The sequence below is a fragment of the Corynebacterium sp. UMB4614 genome (genome assembly GCF_030217065.1).
Lineage (GTDB): Bacteria > Actinomycetota > Actinomycetes > Mycobacteriales > Mycobacteriaceae > Corynebacterium.
This window is the reverse complement of record NZ_JASONC010000004.1, coordinates 90,558-110,752: the sequence shown is the minus strand read 5'-3', so window position 1 is coordinate 110,752 and position 20,195 is coordinate 90,558. Positions and strand designations below refer to the sequence as shown.

At 67.0% G+C, this 20,195-nt stretch carries 18 protein-coding genes; 11 read left to right on the top strand and 7 right to left on the bottom strand.

Translation table 11 applies throughout. The features are described 5' to 3' along the window. The first annotated feature begins 9 nt into the window (after nt 1-9). From QP413_RS03200 to rfbB, 5 genes are all read left to right on the top strand, one after another. Nucleotides 10-690: a TlpA disulfide reductase family protein gene (locus QP413_RS03200; RefSeq protein ID WP_284780581.1), complete on the top strand. Its 681-nt coding sequence runs from the start codon at nt 10-12 to the stop codon at nt 688-690. Beyond that, a complete protein-coding gene (locus QP413_RS03195) occupies nt 691-1,515 on the top strand; it encodes a cytochrome c biogenesis CcdA family protein (protein ID WP_284780580.1) in 825 nt (274 codons plus the stop codon). Nucleotides 1,516-1,560: 45 nt separating this feature from the next. Further along, complete coding sequence (locus tag QP413_RS03190; protein WP_284780579.1) at nt 1,561-3,276, top strand: cytochrome c biogenesis protein ResB; 1,716 nt, start codon at nt 1,561-1,563, stop codon at nt 3,274-3,276. A gap of 140 nt (nt 3,277-3,416) precedes the next feature. After that, on the top strand, nt 3,417-4,532 hold the full coding sequence (ccsB, locus tag QP413_RS03185; RefSeq protein ID WP_284780577.1) for a c-type cytochrome biogenesis protein CcsB: 1,116 nt from the start codon (nt 3,417-3,419) through the stop codon (nt 4,530-4,532). A gap of 41 nt (nt 4,533-4,573) precedes the next feature. Continuing rightward, nucleotides 4,574-5,677, top strand: a complete 1,104-nt coding sequence (gene rfbB, locus QP413_RS03180; RefSeq protein WP_284780575.1) for a dTDP-glucose 4,6-dehydratase — start codon at nt 4,574-4,576, stop codon at nt 5,675-5,677. A 47-nt stretch (nt 5,678-5,724) separates the two neighbouring features. Here the strand turns inward: rfbB and QP413_RS03175 are convergent, their stop codons facing one another. Further along, the gene (locus QP413_RS03175) at nt 5,725-7,104 is read right to left on the bottom strand and encodes an MFS transporter (protein WP_284780573.1); all 1,380 of its coding nucleotides are present in this window, start codon (nt 7,102-7,104) and stop codon (nt 5,725-5,727) included. 42 nt (nt 7,105-7,146) lie between these two features. Between QP413_RS03175 and rfbC the strand changes: the two genes are divergently transcribed. The 3 genes from rfbC to QP413_RS03160 are packed head-to-tail and all read left to right on the top strand — an operon-like array spanning nt 7,147 to nt 9,925. Then, nucleotides 7,147-7,851: a dTDP-4-dehydrorhamnose 3,5-epimerase gene (gene rfbC / locus QP413_RS03170; protein WP_284780570.1), complete on the top strand. Its 705-nt coding sequence runs from the start codon at nt 7,147-7,149 to the stop codon at nt 7,849-7,851. A 6-nt stretch (nt 7,852-7,857) separates the two neighbouring features. Next, on the top strand, nt 7,858-8,736 hold the full coding sequence (gene rfbA, locus QP413_RS03165) for a glucose-1-phosphate thymidylyltransferase RfbA (protein WP_070761109.1): 879 nt from the start codon (nt 7,858-7,860) through the stop codon (nt 8,734-8,736). A 10-nt stretch (nt 8,737-8,746) separates the two neighbouring features. Further along, complete coding sequence (locus tag QP413_RS03160) at nt 8,747-9,925, top strand: phosphotransferase family protein (RefSeq protein WP_070761107.1); 1,179 nt, start codon at nt 8,747-8,749, stop codon at nt 9,923-9,925. An 11-nt stretch (nt 9,926-9,936) separates the two neighbouring features. Here QP413_RS03160 and QP413_RS03155 read toward each other — a convergent pair whose 3' ends face one another. Next, nucleotides 9,937-10,248 (bottom strand): hypothetical protein, encoded by a 312-nt coding sequence (locus tag QP413_RS03155; protein WP_070761105.1) that lies wholly within the window; start codon nt 10,246-10,248, stop codon nt 9,937-9,939. Nucleotides 10,249-10,426: 178 nt separating this feature from the next. Here QP413_RS03155 and QP413_RS03150 point away from each other — a divergent pair, with 178 nt between their 5' ends. Then, the gene (locus tag QP413_RS03150) at nt 10,427-10,795 is read left to right on the top strand and encodes a DUF4229 domain-containing protein (protein ID WP_284780568.1); all 369 of its coding nucleotides are present in this window, start codon (nt 10,427-10,429) and stop codon (nt 10,793-10,795) included. A 101-nt stretch (nt 10,796-10,896) separates the two neighbouring features. On the opposite strand, the gene QP413_RS03145 is transcribed toward QP413_RS03150, so the two are convergent. Further along, a complete protein-coding gene (locus QP413_RS03145) occupies nt 10,897-11,778 on the bottom strand; it encodes a 1,4-dihydroxy-2-naphthoate polyprenyltransferase (RefSeq protein ID WP_284780567.1) in 882 nt (293 codons plus the stop codon). Nucleotides 11,779-12,024: 246 nt separating this feature from the next. Here QP413_RS03145 and QP413_RS03140 point away from each other — a divergent pair, with 246 nt between their 5' ends. Further along, nucleotides 12,025-12,687, top strand: a complete 663-nt coding sequence (locus QP413_RS03140) for an excalibur calcium-binding domain-containing protein (RefSeq protein ID WP_148811588.1) — start codon at nt 12,025-12,027, stop codon at nt 12,685-12,687. Between the two features lie 111 nt (nt 12,688-12,798). Next, entirely contained in the window at nt 12,799-14,787 is a 1,989-nt protein-coding gene (locus QP413_RS03135) for an FAD/NAD(P)-binding protein (protein ID WP_284780565.1), read from the top strand. 67 nt (nt 14,788-14,854) lie between these two features. Here the strand turns inward: QP413_RS03135 and QP413_RS03130 are convergent, their stop codons facing one another. From QP413_RS03130 to QP413_RS03115, 4 genes are read right to left on the bottom strand one after another with little or no spacing between them, the layout of a single operon-like run. Then, a complete protein-coding gene (locus tag QP413_RS03130; protein ID WP_284780564.1) occupies nt 14,855-16,606 on the bottom strand; it encodes an ABC transporter ATP-binding protein in 1,752 nt (583 codons plus the stop codon). After that, on the bottom strand, nt 16,603-17,508 hold the full coding sequence (locus tag QP413_RS03125) for an ABC transporter permease (RefSeq protein WP_284780563.1): 906 nt from the start codon (nt 17,506-17,508) through the stop codon (nt 16,603-16,605). The genes QP413_RS03130 and QP413_RS03125 overlap by 4 nt, the downstream gene beginning before the upstream one ends. A 3-nt stretch (nt 17,509-17,511) precedes the next feature. After that, nucleotides 17,512-18,489 carry an ABC transporter permease gene (locus QP413_RS03120; protein ID WP_284780562.1) on the bottom strand — a complete coding sequence of 326 codons (978 nt, stop codon included), beginning with the start codon at nt 18,487-18,489 and terminating at the stop codon, nt 17,512-17,514. After that, nucleotides 18,486-20,180 carry a TIGR04028 family ABC transporter substrate-binding protein gene (locus tag QP413_RS03115; RefSeq protein WP_284780561.1) on the bottom strand — a complete coding sequence of 565 codons (1,695 nt, stop codon included), beginning with the start codon at nt 20,178-20,180 and terminating at the stop codon, nt 18,486-18,488. The genes QP413_RS03120 and QP413_RS03115 overlap by 4 nt, the downstream gene beginning before the upstream one ends. Nucleotides 20,181-20,195 lie beyond the last annotated feature (15 nt).

The window sequence follows — 20,195 nt, the reverse complement described above, 5'->3', positions numbered from 1 at the left end:
GTAGGCCCCATGTCGCGACGAGGCGCCCATCTGAGGAGCACCCGTCCCAATCTCCGCTCGCGCAGCCGCGCCGCACTGGCCGCGCTGCTCGCCGCCGCCATCTCCCTCGGCGGGCTCACCGCCTGCGGGGAGGGCGCGACCGGCGACGACGCCGTCGCGGTCGGTGGCACCTTCGAATTCGTCTCCCCAGGCGGGCAGACCTCCATCAGCTACCCGCAGGAGGAGCGCAAGGAAGTCGCCAACCTCACCGGCGAGTCCCTCATGGAGGAAGGCGAGCAGATCAACCTGGAGGACTACGCCGGCAAGGCCGTCGTCCTGAACACCTGGGGCCAGTGGTGCGGACCGTGCCGCTCCGAGGCAGATGACCTGGAGCGCGTCCACGAGAAGCTGGTCAAGCGCGGCGACGGCACCGTCCTGGGCATCAACGTCCGCGATCCGTCGCGGGAGAAGCCGAAGAACTTCGTGCGCACCTACGGCATCACCTACCCGTCCATTTACGACCCACCGTTCAAGTCCGCGCTGCGGCTGGGCGGTATCCCGGCGTCCGTCATCCCGACGACGATCGTGCTGGATAAGCAGCACCGTCCGGCGCACATCTTCCTCAAGGAAGTCACCGACGATGAGCTGTGGAATGTCTTGGAGCCCATCCTCGACGAGGAAGACGGCGCCGGGGACGGGGAGGGTGCTTAAGTGCTGAGCCCGGAGCAGGCTGTGTTGACCCTCGCTGCGGGGGATATCGGCCAGCGTTTCGCGGATACGGTCTCCGCCGGTCCGCTGGTTCTTGCGATGCTGGCGGCCGCGCTGGCGGGCCTGGTCTCCTTTGCTTCGCCGTGTGTGATTCCGCTGGTGCCGGGCTATATCTCTTATCTCGCTGGCGTGGTCGGCGCGGACACCGAGTTCACCGAGCAGGGCACGAAGGTCGCGAATAAGAGGGGACGCGTGGGCGCTGCGGCGCTGCTGTTCGTCGCCGGTTTTACCGTGATCTTCCTGCTCGCCGCGGTGACGGTCTTTGGCCTGATCAGCACCCTGATGATCAACCAGCAGCTGCTCATGCGCATCGGTGGCGCGGTGACGATCCTCATGGGCGTGGTCTTCATGGGCTTCATCACCCCGCTGCAGGCCGACACTCGCATGGCGCCGAAGCGTTGGACGACCCTGGCGGGTGCCCCGCTGCTCGGCGGAATCTTCGCGTTGGGTTGGACGCCCTGCCTGGGCCCGACGCTCGCGGCGATCATCTCCGTCTCCACGGGTACCGAGGGCACGACCGCCGCGCGCGGGGTGCTGCTGATCATCGCCTACTGCATCGGCCTGGGGCTGCCTTTCATCTTGCTGGCTCTGGGGTCGCGCCGGGCGCTGGCAGGTGTTGGCTTCCTGCGCCGCCATTCGCGCCGCATCCAGGTGGTCGGCGGCATCTTGCTGGTGATTGTTGGGATTTTGCTGCTCACCGGGCAGTGGGCAATATTTGTGGAGTGGATCCGGGACGCGTTCATCAGTGATACAACGCTGCCGATCTAACGGGTGCGTAGAGCGTGTGCGCGAACAATGTGAAAGGGCATTTTCATGACTGAGCACAAGGCCGGTACGAAGCCAGGCGGCGGGAAGAACCCCGCTCGGCTGATCCTGGCTTTGCCCAAACGTGCCTGGCAGTGGCTCACCAAGATGAAGACGGCGCTGGTGCTGCTCTTCCTGCTCGCCCTCGCCGCGATCCCCGGCGCCCTGCTGCCGCAGCGCTCGCTGAACCAGGACAAGGTGGCCGACTACATCGCCGCCAATGGCAAGACCGCAGAGGTCTTCGACAAGCTGGGCCTATTCGACGTTTTCAGCTCCTCGTGGTTCATGGCGATCTACGTGCTGCTGTTCATCTCGCTGGTGGGCTGCATCCTGCCACGCAGCTGGGATCACTACCAGGCGCTGCGCTCCACCCCGCCACGGGCGCCGAAGGTGCTCAAGCGGATGCCGAATCACATCTCCGGCACCGTGGACACCGAGCCGGAGGCGATGAAGCAGCTGCTGCGCCGCGAGTTCAAGGGCTGGCACATCGCGGAGACGTCCGCTGAGGACGACCGCGCGGGGCGCTGGTCCATCTCGGCGGAGCGCGGCTACCTGCGCGAGTTCGCGAACCTCGTCTTCCACCTCGCCCTGGTGGGCATCCTCGTGGCCGTGGGTGTTGGCCGTCTCACCTACTACGAGGGCCAGGCGATCGTCATCGCCGATACGGAGAACTCCGAGTTCTGTAACTCCGCGGTCGGTAACTTCGACTCCTTCCGTCACGGGCAGCTCTTCGACGGCACCGGCCTGCACCCGTACTGCATCAACGTCAAGAACTTTAAGGCGGAGTACCTGCCCAACGGGCAGGCAGTGGACTTCCAGTCGGACATTGATTACGCCGTCGATGACGCCGCATACGAGCCGCACGAGGAGTGGGAGAAGACCACCCTGAAGGTCAACCACCCGCTGCGCCTGGAAGGTGACCGCATCTACCTGCAGGGCCACGGCTACGCGCCGACGTTCACCATCAAGTGGCCGAACGGCGAGACGGTGACGGAAACCACCCAGTTCCGTCCGGACGACCAGATCAACTTCCTCTCCTCTGGAGCGATGCGCTGGGACCCGCCGGCGGACATGTTCGACACGGAGCTGGAGCGGCGCAATAACCAGGTCGCCATCCAGGGCCTGTTCGCGCCCACTGCGGAGTTCACCGGTGAGAAGGGTGCGCTGCTGACCTCTCGCTACCCGGCGATGACGGACCCGGCGGTGGCCATCGACGTCTACCGCGGCCAGACGGGCCTGGACGCCGGCACCGCGCAGTCCATCTTCTCCCTGCACCCGGAGCAGATGCACAATGGCCTTCTGGAGAAGCTGGACCGCGTGAACCTGCGCGTCGGCGAGAAGGTCACCCTGGACGACGGCACCGAGATCACCTTCGACGGCGCCAAGGAGTTCATCAACATCCAGGTCGCCCACGACCCGAGCCTGTACTGGGTATTCATCTTCTCCATGCTGATGCTGGGATCCCTGGTGGTGTCCCTGGCGATTAAGCGCCGCCGCCTGTGGGTGCGCCTGGCGCCGCGGGAGGACGGCCAGCCGGGGACCGTGGTCGAGATCGCGGGCCTGGCGCGCACCGACTCCGCCGGTTGGGGTACGGAATTCAACCGCACCGCGGAGCGCATCCTGGGCCTCGAGGAGGAGGACCTGGACGATGAGCACAGCGTTTCCAGCGGTAGCTGGGAGGAGGATTTCGGCGACGGACTTGACGAACAGCTCCGCGATCGCTAAATCGTTTTTGCTGGTCGCTGCCACTATCCGGCGCCGCTGGAGTGTTGGATTTCCCGCTAGCCGGGGATAATCTTAGATGTGCAAGAGATGCGCCTTGGTCGGCGCATGCCTTTAGTCCGTTGAGGAATCGAAAATAATCCATGCAGATTAATCAAGATCTCGCGCAGTTTTCTGACCTGGCGTACAAGACCACGGTGGTGCTGTACCTGCTCGCCCTGGCGGTGTCCCTGTTCTACTACGGGCTGGTCCGCCTGGCGAACGACGCCCGCCGCGAGCGCGCCCGGGTGCTGAAGAACGAGGCCACGCCGCAAGAGTCGAAGCGTCGCCAGAAGGTGGCGGTGGGTGCTGGCGCATCCGGTGCGGACGCCACCGACGTCGCTGCCAATGAGGTGGGGGACGACGGCGTGGCCGACGTGTCCGGTATCGCGACCTCCTCCCTGGACGAGGCGGACCTGCCGGATAGCTTGAGCGCCGAGACAATCCTGCAGCGCGTGAAGCGCGCGGACACCTTCGGCGGGATCACCCAGGCGCTGGTGTGGCTGGCCATCGCCGTGCACGCCGCATTCCTGGTGCTGCGTGGCATGTCCGCGAACCGCTTCCCGTGGGGCAACCTCTTCGAGTACGTCGCGGTCGTCACCCTGTTCGCCATGGTGGCCGCGGCCGTGGTGATCAACCGCCGCTCGATGCGCGTGATGTGGCCGTGGGTGCTGACCCCGGTGACCCTGCTGCTGTTCTACGGTGGCACGAAGCTCTACGCGGAGACCGCCCCGGTCGTCCCGGCCCTGCAGTCCAACTGGTTCGTCATCCACGTCTCCACCGTCTCCATCGGTGGTGGCATCGGCCTGCTCTCCGGCATGGCTTCCCTGATGTACCTGCTGCGCCGCTGGCACCCGAAGGGCCAGGAGAAGGGCTTCTTCGGTGCCATCGCCTCCCCGCTGCCGGATGCCTCCAAGCTGGACGCCCTGGCCTACCGAAGCGCGATCTGGACCCTGCCGATCTTCGGTCTGGGCATCATCTTCGGCGCGATCTGGGCGGACGCCGCCTGGGGCCGCTTCTGGGGCTGGGACCCGAAGGAGACGGTCTCCTTCATCACCTGGATCCTCTACGCCGCGTACCTGCACGCCCGCGCAACCCCGGGCTGGCGTGGCACCAAGGCTGCCTGGATCAACGTCATCGCTTTCGCGACGATGGTCTTCAACCTCTTCTTCATCAACATGGTGGTCTCCGGCCTGCACTCCTACGCTGGCCTGAACTAAACCACCGCCTAGAAACCACGCTTGGAGTGTGACGCTTCCTCGTGACCGCTCAAACCGCTGACCAAGCGGCAGCGCCCCACCGCCGGTTGACCCACGTGCTGGTCACCGGCGGTGCCGGTTTTATTGGGGCGAACTTCGTCCACCGCACGCTGGCCACCCGCCCGGATGTGCACGTGCACGTCGTGGACGCGATGACTTATGCCGCCAATCCGCTGAACCTGCGCACCACGGACGGTACCCCGTTGGAGGATGCCTATCCGGGGCGTTTCCGATTCACGCAGCTGGACCTCGCGGACCGGGATGCGGTGCTCGCCCTGGTCGACGAGGTCGCCGCCGAGGTTCCGGACGCCGACGCGCTGGCCATCGTCCACTTCGCGGCGGAGTCGCACAACGATAATTCCCTGCTGGATCCGGCGCTGTTCGTGCGCAGCAACGTGGATGGGACGGTGCACCTCGCCGAGGCTGCGGTGCGTCACGGTGTCTACCTGCACCACGTCTCCACTGATGAGGTCTTCGGGGACCTGGCACTGGACGATCCGCAACGCTTCACCCCGACGACCCCGTACCAGCCCTCCTCGCCCTACTCGGCGTCCAAGGCGGCGGCTGACCACATGGTGCGCGCCTTCGTCCGCAGCCTGGGGCTGAAGGCCACGATCAGTAACTGCTCGAATAACTACGGTCCGCGCCAGCACCCGGAGAAGTTCATCCCGCGTCAGATCACCGGCCTGTTGCAGGGGCAGCGGCCGCGGCTGTATGGCAAGGGGGATAACGTCCGCGACTGGATCCACGTCGACGACCACAACGACGCGGTCTGGGCGATTATGGACCGCGGCGAGCTGGGGCAGACGTACCTGATCGGCGCGGACGGGGAGCGCAATAACCTGCAGGTCGTGCGGGACCTTTTGGCGGCCTTCGGCCGGGAGCCGGATGACTTCGACTGGGTGAGCGACCGCCCCGGGCACGACCGCCGCTATGCGATCGACCCGTCCTCGATGCGAGGTCTGGGCTGGCAGCCGCGGTATACCGACTTCGCCGCGGGCCTGGCGGCGACGATCGATTGGTACCGCGAGAACCAGCAGTGGTGGGAGGACACCCGCACGGCGGCGGAACGCCGCTACGGCCAAACGGAAAAGCTGCTGGGATAGAAAAACCCCGCAAGCCACGAGCTTGCGGGGCAGGTAGCCGGTGCGCTTTAGAGCTCGGCGTCCGCGAGGTTACGGGGGGTGCGCAGCAGCGCGATCACGGAGATCAGGCAGATCACCATCAGGTAGATGCCGACCGTCCAGATCATCCCGGTGCGGTTGAAGAGCATCTGGGAGATCATCGGTGCGAAGGCACCACCCAGGATGGAGCCCAGGGCATAGGCCACGGACACACCGGAGAAGCGCACTTCGCGGGGGAACATTTCCGCGTAGAGGGCGGACTGCGGGCCGTAGGACAGCGCTAGGCCCGGGATGAACAGCAGCATGCCGATGCCGAAGATCCACAGCGAGCCGGAGTCGATGAGGAACCACACCGGCACCGCGATCACGATGAGCATGCCGTAGCCCCAGAGGAAGGTCTGCACCCGGCCGATGCGGTCGGAGAGCCCGCCGGAGTACATCGTCAGCACGATCCACGCCAGGGCGGCGACGACCACCCAGAGGAACACGCTGACCTGATCGTGGCCTAGCTCCTTCGTGGCATAGGAGCCCATGAAGGCGATGATCATATAGCCGGAGGCGTTGTTACCGGAGAAGATCAGCGCCGCGCGGATCACGAGACGCCAGTGGTCGCGCAGCAGCACACCCAACGGGGCGCTGGACTCGGCGGCACGCTCCCGCATTTCCTGGAACACCGGGGATTCGGCGACCTTGGCGCGCACGATGACGCCCACGATGACCAGCACGAAGCTCAGCAGGAATGGGATGCGCCAACCCCAGTCGAGGTAGGCTTCCTGCCCAATGATCGCGGTGATGGCCAGCAGCACCACGGTGGATAGCGCCAGGCCGGTGGGCACGCCGATCTGCGGGTAGGCGCCGAAATGGCCGCGGCGGCCCTTCGGTGCGTGCTCCACGGCGAGCAGCGCGGCCCCGCCCCACTCGCCGCCCGCGGACAGGCCCTGCAGGATGCGCAGGAAGACGAGCAGCAGGGGAGCGGCGATGCCGATGGCGGCGTAGGTCGGCAGCACACCGATCAGGGTGGTGGCCATACCCATGAGGATCAGGGTGCCCGCGAGCACCTTCTTGCGCCCGATGCGATCGCCCAGGTGGCCCGCGATGGCGGCGCCGAGCGGGCGGAAGAGGAAGCTGATGCCCAGCGATGCCCAGGCGAAAACCTGCGCGAGGCTGGGGTTATCGCTGCTCGCGGGGGCGAAGAACTGCGTACCGAACACGAGGCCGGCGGCTTGAGCGTAGATGAAGAAGTCGTACCACTCGATCGTCGTGCCGACGAGGGTGGCGCCAAGAATGCGCCGGTCTTCTGAACGGTTGGGAGAATCCATGCGCTGAAAGTTAGCAAAGGCTAAACACTTCGGAGAGGTTATGGAAAAATTCGCGCGTGCGACAACCCGGGGGCGCTGCTTGGCGCGCACCGCACCGGCTGTCTGTCCGGGCTGGACGCTAAAGTATGGGCTATGAGTACCGCAGAGCTGCCTGTTGACTTGCGTCCCCTGGACTCGGCCACCGAGCCAGCCATCGTCGACCTTCCGATCGCCGGCGCCTGGCTCTTCGCACCGCGGGTTTTCGGGGACGCTCGCGGCAGTTTCCACGAGGGCTTCCGCGCCGCGCAGTTCACCGAGCACCTGGGCTACCCCTTCGACGTCGCGCAGGCGAATGTCTCCCGCAGCAGCCGGGACGTGGTGCGGGGCATCCACCTGGCCGAGGTGCCACCGGGGCAGGCGAAGTTCGTCAGCTGCCTGGCCGGGGAGGTTGTGGACGTGCTGGTGGACCTGCGGGTCGGTTCCCCGACCTTCGGCAAGCACGTCAAGATCACCCTCAGCGAGGAGAATAACTACGCGGTGCACGTGCCGATCGGGGTGGGTCACGGCTTCGCCGCCCGCTCCGAGACCGCGGTGCTGAATTACCTGGTCACCGAGGCCTATAACCCGGATCGAGAGTTCGGGGTGGATCCCTTCGACCCGGAGTTGGGCATCGACTGGGGTGTGGAGCGTACCGATGCGGTTCTTTCCGATAAGGACGCCTCCGCCCCGGCCCTCGCAGAGGTTCACGCGCGCCTGGCTGATTGGCAGGAGGCACGTGGCTGGGAGCAGCAGCTGCGCCGGGAGTGGTCCGAGGCTCTCGATTTCGCCGATAGCTACGGCGAGCACGGGGAGGGCTAGATAATCATGCGCGGAATCATTCTGGCCGGTGGCACCGGTTCGCGGCTGTGGCCCATCACCTTCAGTGTGTCCAAGCAGCTGGTGCCGGTCTACGACAAGCCGATGATCTACTATCCGCTGTCCACCCTGATCCTTGCGGGGATCACCGAGATTCTCGTGATCACCACGGAGCGCGACGAGCGGGCCTTCCAGGAGCTGCTGGGGGATGGCAGCCGCTTCGGCGTGAGTATCGAGTACGCCACGCAGGAAGCCCCACGCGGGTTGGCGGAAGCCTTCATCATCGGTGAGGAGTTCATCGGCGACGAACCGGTCGCGCTGGTGCTGGGCGACAATATCTTCTACGGCTCCGGCCTGGGCACCCAGCTGCGCCGCTTTAACGAGCCCGACGGCGGGGTGATCTTCGGCTACGCCGTCGCCGATCCAACCGCCTACGGGGTGGTGGATTTCGACGAGACCGGGAAGGCCATCTCCATCGAGGAGAAGCCGGCCAAGCCGCGCTCCCCATATGCGGTGCCGGGGCTGTACTTCTATGGCCCGGACGTGGTGGAGATCGCCAAGCAACTTCAGCCCTCCGAGCGCGGTGAGTTGGAGATCACCGGCATCAACCAGGCCTATCTGGAGCAAGGCCGCCTGCACGTGGAGGTGCTGCCCCGCGGCACGGCCTGGCTGGACACCGGCACGATCGACGACCTCAACGGCGCCAGCGACTTCGTCGGCGCGATCGAGAAGCGGCAGGGCTTGAAGGTCGGCTGCCCAGAGGAGGTCGCGTGGCGCATGGGGCTGATCAGCGACGAGCAGTTGCGGGATAATGCCGACGCGCATGGGGCCAGCCCCTATGGTCAATACCTGAGGCAATTGTGCGCTCAGGCGGAATGGGAAAAGTGAGGCAACGAGAGTGACAGAGCAGCAGGACGGCTTTTCTTCTGGGAACTTCCAGCCCATCGGCAAGCTGAGCGCGAAGGACATCCGCACCGGCAACATCGACCGGGCGGACGTGGCGCACGACTACAGCCGCGAGGACCTGCGCCCGGAGACCCTGCCGATCTTCATCAAGCTGATCTGGCAGGACCTGGCCTGGGAGAACATCCTCCTGCCGAAGCAGGGCATGGACCACGCCGTCATCTTGCTGGAGGGGGTACGCAGCGACGAGGGAGAGTTCGCGGACATGGTCCCGAACCGCGTCATCGTCCGCGCACCCTACACCGAGGCCTACCGCCTGCAGGCCTCCCGGGAGTCCGGGGTGATCGCGGCGCTGGGGCACCGCTCCAACGCCCGCCTGCCGCAGACGGTGCGCCAGGCCCACGTGCCGCGCCGCTTCACTGGCAACCAGCGGCGTATCCGGGTGACTCTGCTCTCCGTCATCGACGGCACCCCGTTGGACGCGAATGTCTGGCAGCAGATGAACGCGGAGCAGCAGGAACTCGTCATCGAACAGCTGGGCAGCCTGCTGGCGGCGATGCACACGATGAACTCCAGCCTCCCGCCGGCCAGCAACCTGGAGAGCTGGTGGGCCGACGGCCCGGGGCAGAGTGACGCGACGGGCGTCCACGAGGTCGGCGGGGTGCCGATCAGCCCGGCCACCGAGGGGGCGCAGCACGGGCTGAACTACACGGAGCGAACCCTGCCGGGCAAGCACGAGGTGATGCGCCACCGCATGGTCGAGGTGCTGAAACCCGAGCTCTCCGCGGCGGAGTACGCCCGCGCCGAAGGCATCATGGCCGAGGTGGACGACATGCTAGCCCGCACGGACCTGCGGCGCTGCTTGACCCACGGTGACCTCTCGCGGGAACACCTGCTGTGGCTGCCCGACCAGGGCGTGGGCGTGCTGGACTTCTCCGATATGACCGTGGGGGACCCGGCGCTGGACTACGCCCACTTCGAGACGATCGCGCCGGGGCTGACGAAGCGGATCTTCGACCACGCCGGGGTGGCCGCGGAGGACGTGGCAGACCCGCAGGTGGTCTTCGAGGATGAGGACCTGCTGGAGCGGGCGAAGCTCTACAAGCGCTGGGATAACCTGTTCCTGCTCATCGACCACTACCGCACGGGGCGCTCCCCGCGGGTGGAGATTTAACGCGGCCGGGCCTAGTCCTGGGCAGGCGGGTCCTGCTGGTCCTCGTCCCGCTGGCGGCGGAGGCGCTCCCGCTTCTCGCGCTCGGCCTCTTCCTCGGCTAGGCGTTCCTGCTCACGGCGCTTCTTGAAGCGTTCCTTCTCGATATTCCACAGGAAGTCCGGGTCGTCGTCCGGGCCCTTCGCCCGCGGCTGCTGATCGAGCTGCTTATTCTGCCGGCGGCCCAACTGGCCCACTGAGGAAGAATTGCCGCTGCCCGGCCCGAAGGCCTTCCACAACATCACGAGCGTGATGATGACCAGGATCAGGATAATGAGGCGACCCAAGGGTGCGATTCTCCTTCAAGGCATAAAAATCGGCGTAGTTTCTCCCCTCGACTCTAGCCACCTCACGGGCTCGGTGGGTAGGAGAAAAGTGGCGGGAATACGGTGGCGGACCGGGGTGACGTCCTAAAAATAAAGCGCAATTGGTGCCCAGCGAAGCAGTGACCGTAGGCTGGACGGCGTGACTAATAAGCAGAATCCGCAAGACCCATCCCAGGTTGAACCAGCGCTGCCGGGGCCACCCGGGCAGAAGCCGAAGCTCGGCGCGAAGGCCTGGCGGGATGTTTTGCTATACGGATTCCTGCGGCTGGTGCTGTTCCTGGTGCTGACGTTCGTGATCCACTCGATCGTGATCCTGCTGGGGATGGCGAACTTCTTCCCGCTGCTGATGAGCGCGCTGCTGGCGCTCATCCTCGCGCTGCCGCTGTCCATGATGATGTTTAAGAATCTGCGGCTGCGCGTGACCGCGCAGATGGCGGAGTGGGATTCCGCGCGGCGCGAGCATAAGCGCCAGCTGCAGGAGCAGCTGCAGGACCGTCTGCACGACTAGAGCGGCGAGAATCAGCGGGGGCGGCCGAGGGACATGTGCTACGGCTGGAGCTGCGCAGGTGAGTGCGCAGCGGGGGAGCAGCGTCGGCGTGAACTAGATGGTTAGATAAACGCTGCGACCAGCATCATCACCGACCACAGCAACATGCCGCGGCCGGTGAGCCCCAGTACCGGGATCAGGCCCTTGCCCTGCGCGCCCTTGCGCACCGGCCCGGAGGCCAGCACCCACAGCGGCACTGCCAGCAGGCCCAGCAGGGCAGCGAGCTGACCGAGTGCCAGCGCGATGGTGAGCACCACGGAACCGCCGACCAGGCTCAGCCACAGCGCGCGGGTGCCCGCGTCCCCCAGGCGCACGGCGAGGGTGATCTTGCCGGTGACCGAGTCGGTGGGGATGTCACGGAGGTTATTGGCTAGGTTCACGGACGAGGAGAGCGCGCCGATCGTCACAGCCAGGCCAAGCCCGCGCCAGGTGATCTGCCCGGACTGCGTGAACTCCGTGCCCAGCACCGCGACCAGGCCGAAGAAGATGAACACCGCGACCTCGCCCAGACCCCGGTAGCCATAGGGGTTTTCACCGCCGGTGTAGAACCAGGCGCCGGCGATGCAGGCCGCGCCGACGAGGATCAGCCACCAGGCGCTCAGCAGGCTGAGTAGGATTCCGGCGACCCCGGCCACGCCGAAGCAGGCGAAGGCGGCGTACTTCACGAGCTTCGGCTCCACCAGGCCGGAGCCGGTGAGGCGCAGGGGACCGGAGCGGTCGTCGTCGGTGCCGCGGATGCCGTCGGAGTAGTCGTTCGCGTAGTTCACGCCGATGATCAGCGCGAGCGCGACAACGAGGGCGAGTAGCGCCCGCGGGAAGGACGCCCCGCCGGTGGTCACCGCGGCTGCTGTTCCGGCCAGCACCGGGGCGATGGCGTTAGCCCAGGTGTGCGGGCGGGCGCCCTCGAGCCAATCGGCGGCGGTGGCGGTGTTGGTGGCAGACATACGCGGTGAAAAACCTTCCTTCGGGCAGGGGGCGGATGCAAACTGTTTACTCTACTCGCTTGGGCGCGGGGGCTATGTCGGGGCTGCTTCAGCACGCGGGACGGGCGCGTGACGTGGGGGGGAATCGGTGGTTATTTCGCCCTTTACGGTGGGAAAGGGGGTGACGGGGGTAGGTGAAAAGGCCCTCGGGGAGAGGTTTTCCACGGGTAAGTTGTGTCCCAAATACAAATGGGTGATTGTTATGCCATGAGAAAAACTGTCATTTCGCTGGCAGCGGCGCTTGCCGTGCTGACCGGCGGCCTCACCCCAGTCGCCCAGGCGGCTCCTGCTTCGCCTGCGGCTCTCATTCAAGCCAATGAAGACTCGACGAACACTAACAACACCGAGGGCCAGTCCGGTCTGTTCGGCTCCTCCTCGAGCCAGGGCAACACCGACGACACCACCACCGGGTCCGGGGGATCCTCCTCCGAGGATGAGGAGAAGGAAGGGCTCTCCAAGGGCGCGATCGCGGGCATCGTCATCGGCAGCATCGCGGCCATCGCTGCGGTTATCGGCGGCGGCCTGTGGGCGATCCAGGCTGGCATGGTGCCCAACCCGCTGCCTGGCATCATCCCGGGCCCGGCACCGGCGCCGAAGCCTGCCCCAAAGCCGGCTGCGAAGCCAGCCGCTAAACAGGCCCCGAAGCAGGCGGCAAAGCCGAAGCCGGTACCACAGCGCGCTGCCCCAAAGCCAGCGCCGAAGCGAACTGCGCCGAAACCTGCGCCGCGTCCGGCACAGTCCCGCTACTACCAGAACTGCCGTGCAGTATGGAACGACTTGGGCCGCCCGATCCGCCGCGGCGAGGCGGGCTACGCTTCCCACCTTGACCGTGACAACGACGGCGTCGGCTGCGAGCGTCGCCCCCGTTAAAACTCTGTACTCCGTTTCCTCATAGCCCTGGCCCGTGTGGCCAGGGCTTTTATTATCTCGCTTAGTATGGCGCTGCCTCGCCGTGATCGGGATCATCCGTAGGGTGGGGCCATGAGCAGTATTGAGCGCAGGATCGCGATCATCGGGGCCGGGCCGCGCGGAATTTCCGTGCTGGAGCGGATTGTGGCCACCTACCGGGAGCTGGCGGAGCAGGGGGCGGCACCCGAGCGCCTGGCCGTGGCCGTGGTGGACGACGTCCAGCCCGGTGCGGGACGCATCTGGCGCACTGACCAGAACTTCGACCTGTGCATGAACACGCTGGCCGACGCGGTGACCTTGTTCCCGGAGCCGGGCTCCAGCGTGGCATCCCCGGTTTTCGAAGGCCCGACCATGTACGAGTGGATCATGCTGCTTCGCGGCGAGGAGCTGGGGGAGCAGCGCGACCCGCGTGGGGCGAAGGCAGCGCTGTTTTCCCGCCACCCGGTCCAGCCCCTGGACCACCGGGCGCAGAACATCCAGCAGGCCGAACCGAATACGCACCCGCCGCGGGGCCTGTACGGCGAGTACCTGCGTTGGGTCTTCTCCGCGGTGCTGGGCATGGTACCCGAGGCCATCGAGGTGACGGTGCACCGCTCGAAGGCGGTGGGCATCGAAGCAGCGGCAGACGGCACGGACACCATCGAACTCGCGGACGGCACCCGCCTGCATGCGCACGCGACGGTGCTCGCCCTGGGCTGGTTGGATACGGAGCTGGCCCCGGAGGAGCAGGAACTCGCGGTAGCTGCAGACAAACACGAGCAGCTGGAGTGGGTTGCGCCGAATAACCCGGCTGATCAGGACTTCTCTGCCATCCCCAGCTGGGAGGAGTCCGGCCAGGAGATCCTGATCCGGGGCTTGGGCATGGGATTTTTCGACGCCATGTCCATGCTCACGCTCGGCCGTGGCGGGGCCTTCATACCGGACGCCACCGCGCCAGCGGGATTGCGCTACCAACCTTCCGGGCGGGAACCGCGGATCCTGGCTATGGCGGGCCGTGGCTACCCGCATCAGCCCCGCCCGGAGTTCTCGGGAATGCCGCCGCGCGCGGAGCTGCGCCGCCTGGACGAGGCGATCGCCCAGCTCGATATTCCGCTGGACCCCAATAGCCTGGACTTCGGGGACACGCTGTGGCCAGCACTGCTGCGCGACGCACAAGATGCCTACTACCGGGTTCTGCTGGCGGCCGAACCTGACGTCCTGACGAAGGTCACCGAGGTCATCGACGACCCGGCCACCGACCCGCTGAACATGCACGAGGACACCCGCCTGGACGGGCTGGTGGACCCGGAAAAGCGATTCAACATCCCCTGGGAGAACGACCCGGTCGCTCGTCTTGAGGACAAGGCGGAGGCAGCGGGCGAGGAGCTGAGCATCGACTCCTTTACCCGGAGCCTGTTCGAACACCTCCTCGGCGACTGGCGGGAGGCGCAGCGCGGCGAGGAATCCCCGGTGAAGATGGGGCTATTCAGCTTCGGGGCGGCGATGAAGCGGATCGCCCTGGTCGACGAGCCGGGGCGGTTCACGCAGGCCTCCCGCGAGGAGGAATACGCGCTCTTCGGCAGCATCGCCCAGATGGTGAGCGTGGGCCCGCCGGCCTTCCGCACCGCCGAGCTGCTCGCGCTCATCGACGCCGGGCTGGTGCGCTTCCTTGGCGCAAAACCGGAGCTCACCGTGGACGAGGAGGCCCCGGCGTTCCGGGTTAGTTCCGCGACGACGGGGGAGGAGGTGTGCGCGCCTGTGCTGATCGAGGCGCTGATCCACGACCCGGATGTGCGGCACACGGCCTGCCCGCTGAGCAGGCAGTTGCTGGCAGAGTCCCGGATGCGTGCCTGGGCTTGGGGCGATGGCTCCTCGTCTGGTTCCCCGGAGGTGAATCGGGAGACGGGCCTGCTTATTGGCCAGTCGGGTCAGCGCGATCCGCGGGTGCACATGCTGGGCGTGCCGCTGCGGGAGGTGCGGGCTGACATGACGAACTCCCCGAAGGTGGGGGAGGACCCGGTGATCTTCCAGGAGACGGACGCCGCCGCCCGCTCCGCGCTGCGGATCGCAATGTCCCGCTAGGGCGCGGGGCGGATCCGCTGTGGCAGGTGGACGGGGCGCACGGAGGGGAGCGCCAGCGTTCGCGACCCTAAAGCCCCAGGTTGAACACGCCCTCGCGGTAACGCTGGCCCGGGATGGCCCGCAGCAGCTGACGGGTGAAGTCGTGCTGCGGATCGTTGAAGATCTCCTCGGTGAAGCCCAGCTCGACCTGGCGGCCCTTGCTCATCACGCTGACCGTGTCGCTGATCTCCCGGACGACGGCGAGGTCGTGGGAGATGAACAGGTAGGTCAGGTCCAGCTCCTCCTGCAGCTCGTCGAGCAGTTCCAGGATGCGGGCCTGGACGGTGACGTCCAGCGCGGACACGGCCTCGTCGAGAACCAATAGCTCCGGTTCCAGGACCATCGCGCGGGCGATGGCCACGCGCTGGCGTTGCCCGCCGGAGAGCTCCCCGGCACGCCGGTTGGCCAACGCCTCGGGCAGGCTGACCTGGTCCAGCACCTCGGCGACCTTCGTGCGGATCTGGGTCCGTGAGAGCGAGCTGAGGTTTCGCAGCGGCTCGGCGATCGCCGAACCGATGGACTGGCGCGGGTCGAGCGAACCATAGGGGTTCTGGTAGACCATCTGCACCCTGCGGCGCAGCTGGCGCGGATCCTTCTCCGCGAGCTCGCTGATGGCAGCCCCCTCGAGGTAGGCGGTGCCCGCGCTGGGTTCCTCGAAGGCACAGATCATGCGGGCGAGGGTGGATTTGCCGGAACCCGATTGCCCGACGATCGCGTGCGTGGTGCCGCGGGCGACGGAGAAGCTCACACCGTCGACGGCGGTGAATGCCTCTTGGCTGCGGGCGGGGTGGAACCGCTTGCTCATCGAGCTGACGCGCAGCAGCGGGGGAGTGGGCTCCTTGGAGCCGCGTGCCGCGCGGGTGGCGGGGCTCTTGCCCTCGGGCTCCACCTCGCTGCCGGGAGCACCGGTCTCGGGGCCAGCGGTCCCAGGGGTGCTGGCTCCCGCATGCTTCCGGGCCCGCGCCGGCTGATGCACCGGGCTCGTCAGCCCAGGGGCGTCATCGAGCAGTCGGCGGGTGTAGGGGTGCCGCGGATCGCCGAGGATGCGGCCGGTGAGCCCGGCCTCCTTGACCTGGCCGGACTGCATTACCACCAGTTCGTCGGCCCGGTCGCTGGCCACGGCGAGGTCGTGCGTGATGAGCAACACGCCGATGCCGCGGTCCTCCCGCAGCTGGTCGATGAGGTCCAGGATCGTCTGCTGCACCGTGACGTCCAGGGCGCTGGTGGGCTCGTCGGCGATGATGAGGTCCGGTTCGGTAGCCAGCGCGGCGGCGATGAGGGCGCGCTGCCGCATGCCGCCGGAGAGCTCGTGCGGATACTGGTCATAGCGCAGCTCGGGCTGATCGATGCCCACGGCGTCCAGGAGCTCGATGACGGTTGCGCGGCGCTCCTGTGTGCTGGGATTACCCAGCGCCTGGCGGTGGATGCGCAGCACCTCGCCCACCGAGTCGCCGATGGTCTTCACGGGGTTCAGCGAGGTTCCGGGGTCCTGCGGGATGAGCCCGATCTTCAGGCCGCGGACGTCGCGCCACTGCTGCTGCGTGATGCGGTTTAGGTCCTGCCCATTGAGCTCGATTTTTCCGGACGCCGCCGCGTTGGCAGGCAGCAACCCCATCGTCGCCATGGCGGAGGTGGATTTTCCGGAACCGGATTCTCCCACGATGGCGGTGACCCGACCGGGGGCGACGGAGAAGGACACATCCGTCACCGCGTGCACGGGGCCGTGGGCGGAGTTGTACGTGACCGCGAGGTCGGTGACCTTCAGCAATGGGGTGGTCATGAGCGGGCTCCTTCCCGGTCGCGGAGGACGGTGCTGAGGTGGTTGGTCGCCAGGACGACGAGGACGATGGCCAGGCCCGGAAGGACGGTCAGCCACCAGGACGTGGCGATGAAGTCCCGGCCCTCGGCGATGATCAGGCCCCACTCGGGCGTCGGTGGCGGAGCACCGTAGCCCAGGAAGCTCAGGGTGGACAGCTGCAGGATGGCGCTGCCGAACTGGAGGGCCGCCAGCGCGAGCACCGGGGTCAGCGAGTTCGGCAGGACGTGCCGCCACAGCACGGAGGCACGGGTGCCGCCGGAGGCGTAGGCGGCCTCGACATAATCGGAGGACGCCACGCCCAGCACCTCGGAGCGGGCGAGCCGGGCGAACATCGCGACGTTGGTGATACCCACGGCGATGGCCGCGTTGATCGAGCCGTAACCCAGCACGATGATCACCGAGAGGCTAAGCAGCAGGGCCGGGATGGCGAGCAGAACGTCCACGATGCGCATGATCAGCGTGTCCACCCAGCTGCCCTTACCCCCTGTGCTGGAGCCGCGCCGGGCGCGGGAAGACCCGGCGATGACACCCAGCAGGGTGCCGATGATCATGCCGAGCAGAACCGCGACGAGCGCCCCGAGCAGGGACTGCCGGGTGCCCCACACCACGCGGGTGTAGAGGTCGCGGCCGACGGCGTCGGTGCCGAACCAGTGCTCGGTGCTGGGCGGCAGCAGTGGGGCGGTGCTACCGGAGTTCACGGGGTCGCCCGAGGCGAACAGCCCCGGCACGAGTGCCCAGGCCAGTGCGATGACAACGATGAGCCCGGAGACGACCGCGCCCCAACTCGCCTTCCGCGGGCGGGGAAGGTTGCGACCGGTTAGCCGGGAGCGCAGTGGGGACTTAGAGGTCAGTGTGGTTGTCATGGTTTAGCCCCTCCCATTCGTGGTGGCGGGTTGTGCGCTCCGGCTGCGCAGCCGGGGGTCGAGCACCGGGTACAGCAGATCGACGGCCAGGTTGACCAGCACGTAGACCGCGGCGCTGATGACGACGACGGCCATGAGCACCGGGGTATCGCGGTTAGATACGGCGTCCACGGTCATCGCGCCGATGCCAGCGCGGCTGAACACGGCCTCGGTGACCACAGCGCCGCCGATGAGCTCACCGAAGGTCAGCCCGGCGATGGTCAGTGCGGGAAGCATCGCGTTGCGCAGGACGTTGCGCCACAGCACCCAGTGGTGGCTGGCCCCACGGGCCCGCACCACGGTGACGAAGGGCTGGGCCGAGGCGTCCTGAATCCCGCGGAGCAACACCTGGGCCATCGGCGCGGACAGCGGCAGGGCGATGGCGATGGCGGGCAGGATGATCGACTGGGTCGGGGAGGCGTCGATGACGGGGATCCACCCCAGCGTGAAGCTGAACACCTGGATCAGGATGATGCCCAGCCAGAACGGGGGCAGTGCGATCAGCAGGGAGGGGACGCTCGCCAGGGCATTGGCCAGCCAGCGGCTGACACGGTTGTTGCGGCCCGGGGCGGCGAGCGTGGCCAGGGCCAGGGCGATCAGGCTGGCGAGCACGAAGGCCACGAACGCCAGCGCCAGCGTGTTTGGCAGGGCAGCGCCCAGGGCGCTGGTCACGGACTCGCCGTTCATTAGGGAGTTACCGAAGTCCCCGCGCAGCGCCCCGGTCAGGGAGTTGATGTAGCGCACGAGGATGGGCTCGTCGGCGCCGTACACATCGCGCATCTGCTGGATCTGCGCCGGGGAGAGCCCGAGCTCGGGGTCGGCGTAGCGGGTGGCCACGGCGTCCCCAGGAAGTGCGGTGAGCAGGATGAATGCGAGGGTGAAGGTGGCCCACAGCACGAGGATCGCCTGGCCGATGCGGGCGAGGATCTGGCGGCCGGTCATGGCTGGGCCTCCTTTCGGGTCAGGTAGAACCAGGGTCGGCCGATGCTCTCGGCGCGAAAGCCGTGGACGTGTGGGTGCACGCCGAAGACCTGCGGTTCCTCGAAGAAGGGCAGGACGTAGGCGTTATCGGTCAGGTGCTTCTGCACCGCCTTGGAGGCCTTGGCACGCTCTGCCTCGGTGGGCGACTGGGCGACGTCGAGCAGGAGCTGCTGGAGTCTCTCGTCGCCGATGGACTCGTCGGGGTGCATGTTCAGCAGCGCGTTCCGGTTCTCGGAGTAGTACTGGCTTTTAATGACGTCGTAGTCGGCGCGGCCCACCATCGTGAGGTTGAGCTGCACCTGGTTTTCGTCCGTCTGGGCTGCCTTTTGGGCGGCGACGTCGCCGGGGTGCAGCTGCGCGTCGATGCCGACGGCACGCAGTTGTTGCTGCAGCATCGTGACGACCTCCCGGGTGCGGGGTTGCTGTGGGGCGTCGTTGACGACGAGGCGCAGGCGCTTGCCGTCCTTGGTGCGGATGCCGTCCCTACCGACGGTCCAGCCGGCCTCGTCGAGGAGCTGGCGGGCCTTATCCGGGTTGAACTCGTAGGCGCCCTTCTGCTCCTCGTAGCCCTGCGCGGTGTGGGCGAGGGTGGAGGTGGCCAGCGGGTAGGAGTCGGAGAACAGGGTGCGCAGGATCTTCTCGCGGTCCACGCCGGCGATGATCGCCTGGCGCACCCGGATGTCCTGCAGCAGCGGGTGGCGGAAGCGGAAGGCCAGGCCGTTATTCACGCCACTGGTCGGTGCTGCGTGGATGTTGATTCCGGCCTTGGAGAGGTGCTTTTCCTCCGGGGCTTCGATCTGGCGGGCGATGTCCGCCTGCCCGGCCTTCAGCCCACCGACGCGGACGCTGTCCTCCTTGGCGACAACGACGCGCACGGTGTCCAGCTCCGGGCGCCCGGTGTTCAGTCCCCGCTCGGCGAAGACCGGTGGGGCCCAGTCGTAGTCCTCCCGGGCGCTCAAGGTCAGTTCGCGGTTGCGCTTCTCGCCGGTGATGACGAAGGGGCCGGAGCCAATGACCTTGCGGGCCGAACCTGGGGCGAAGCCCTCGTCGGTCATCTCCAGGGAGGAGTTGGCCAGCAGCCCGGCGTTGATGGAGCTGGCGGCCTGTGGGAAGCCGGGTTCGGGCTCGCTGAAGTGAAAGCGGACGGTGGAATCGTCGATGACCTCGCCGCGCTCGTAGGAGCTGATCTGTTCGGAGGCGGTGAGCTTGTTCTCCGTGTTCCCGAGGCCGAAGAGGTCGAAGTTCTTGACGACGTTCTCCGCGTCCAGCGGGGTGCCGTCGGAGTAGGTGACCCCGTCGCGCAGGTGGAAGGTGAACTCGGTGGCGTCCTCGTTGACCTCCGGCAGGTCGGTGGCGATCCACGGGTGGAGCTCGAGGGTGTCCGGGTCCTGCCACAGCAGCCGGTCGGTGATGTTGTTAACCACGCCGCCGTTGGGGTAGAAGCCCGCGGTCGGTGGGTAGAGGTTGTTGAAGGGGAGGGAGTCGAGGTAGGTCAGCTCGGCGGGGTTCTCCTCGGAACCACCTGCATTGCTGCAGGCGGTGAGTCCGCCAACACCGAGGACGACGGCGGTGAGCAGGGTGATCACCGATCTGATGGGGCGCCGGGTACGGCGCCTGGACGTGCCCTCGGTGCGGGGCAAGCCGGGGGACATAAGTATTCCCTCCTA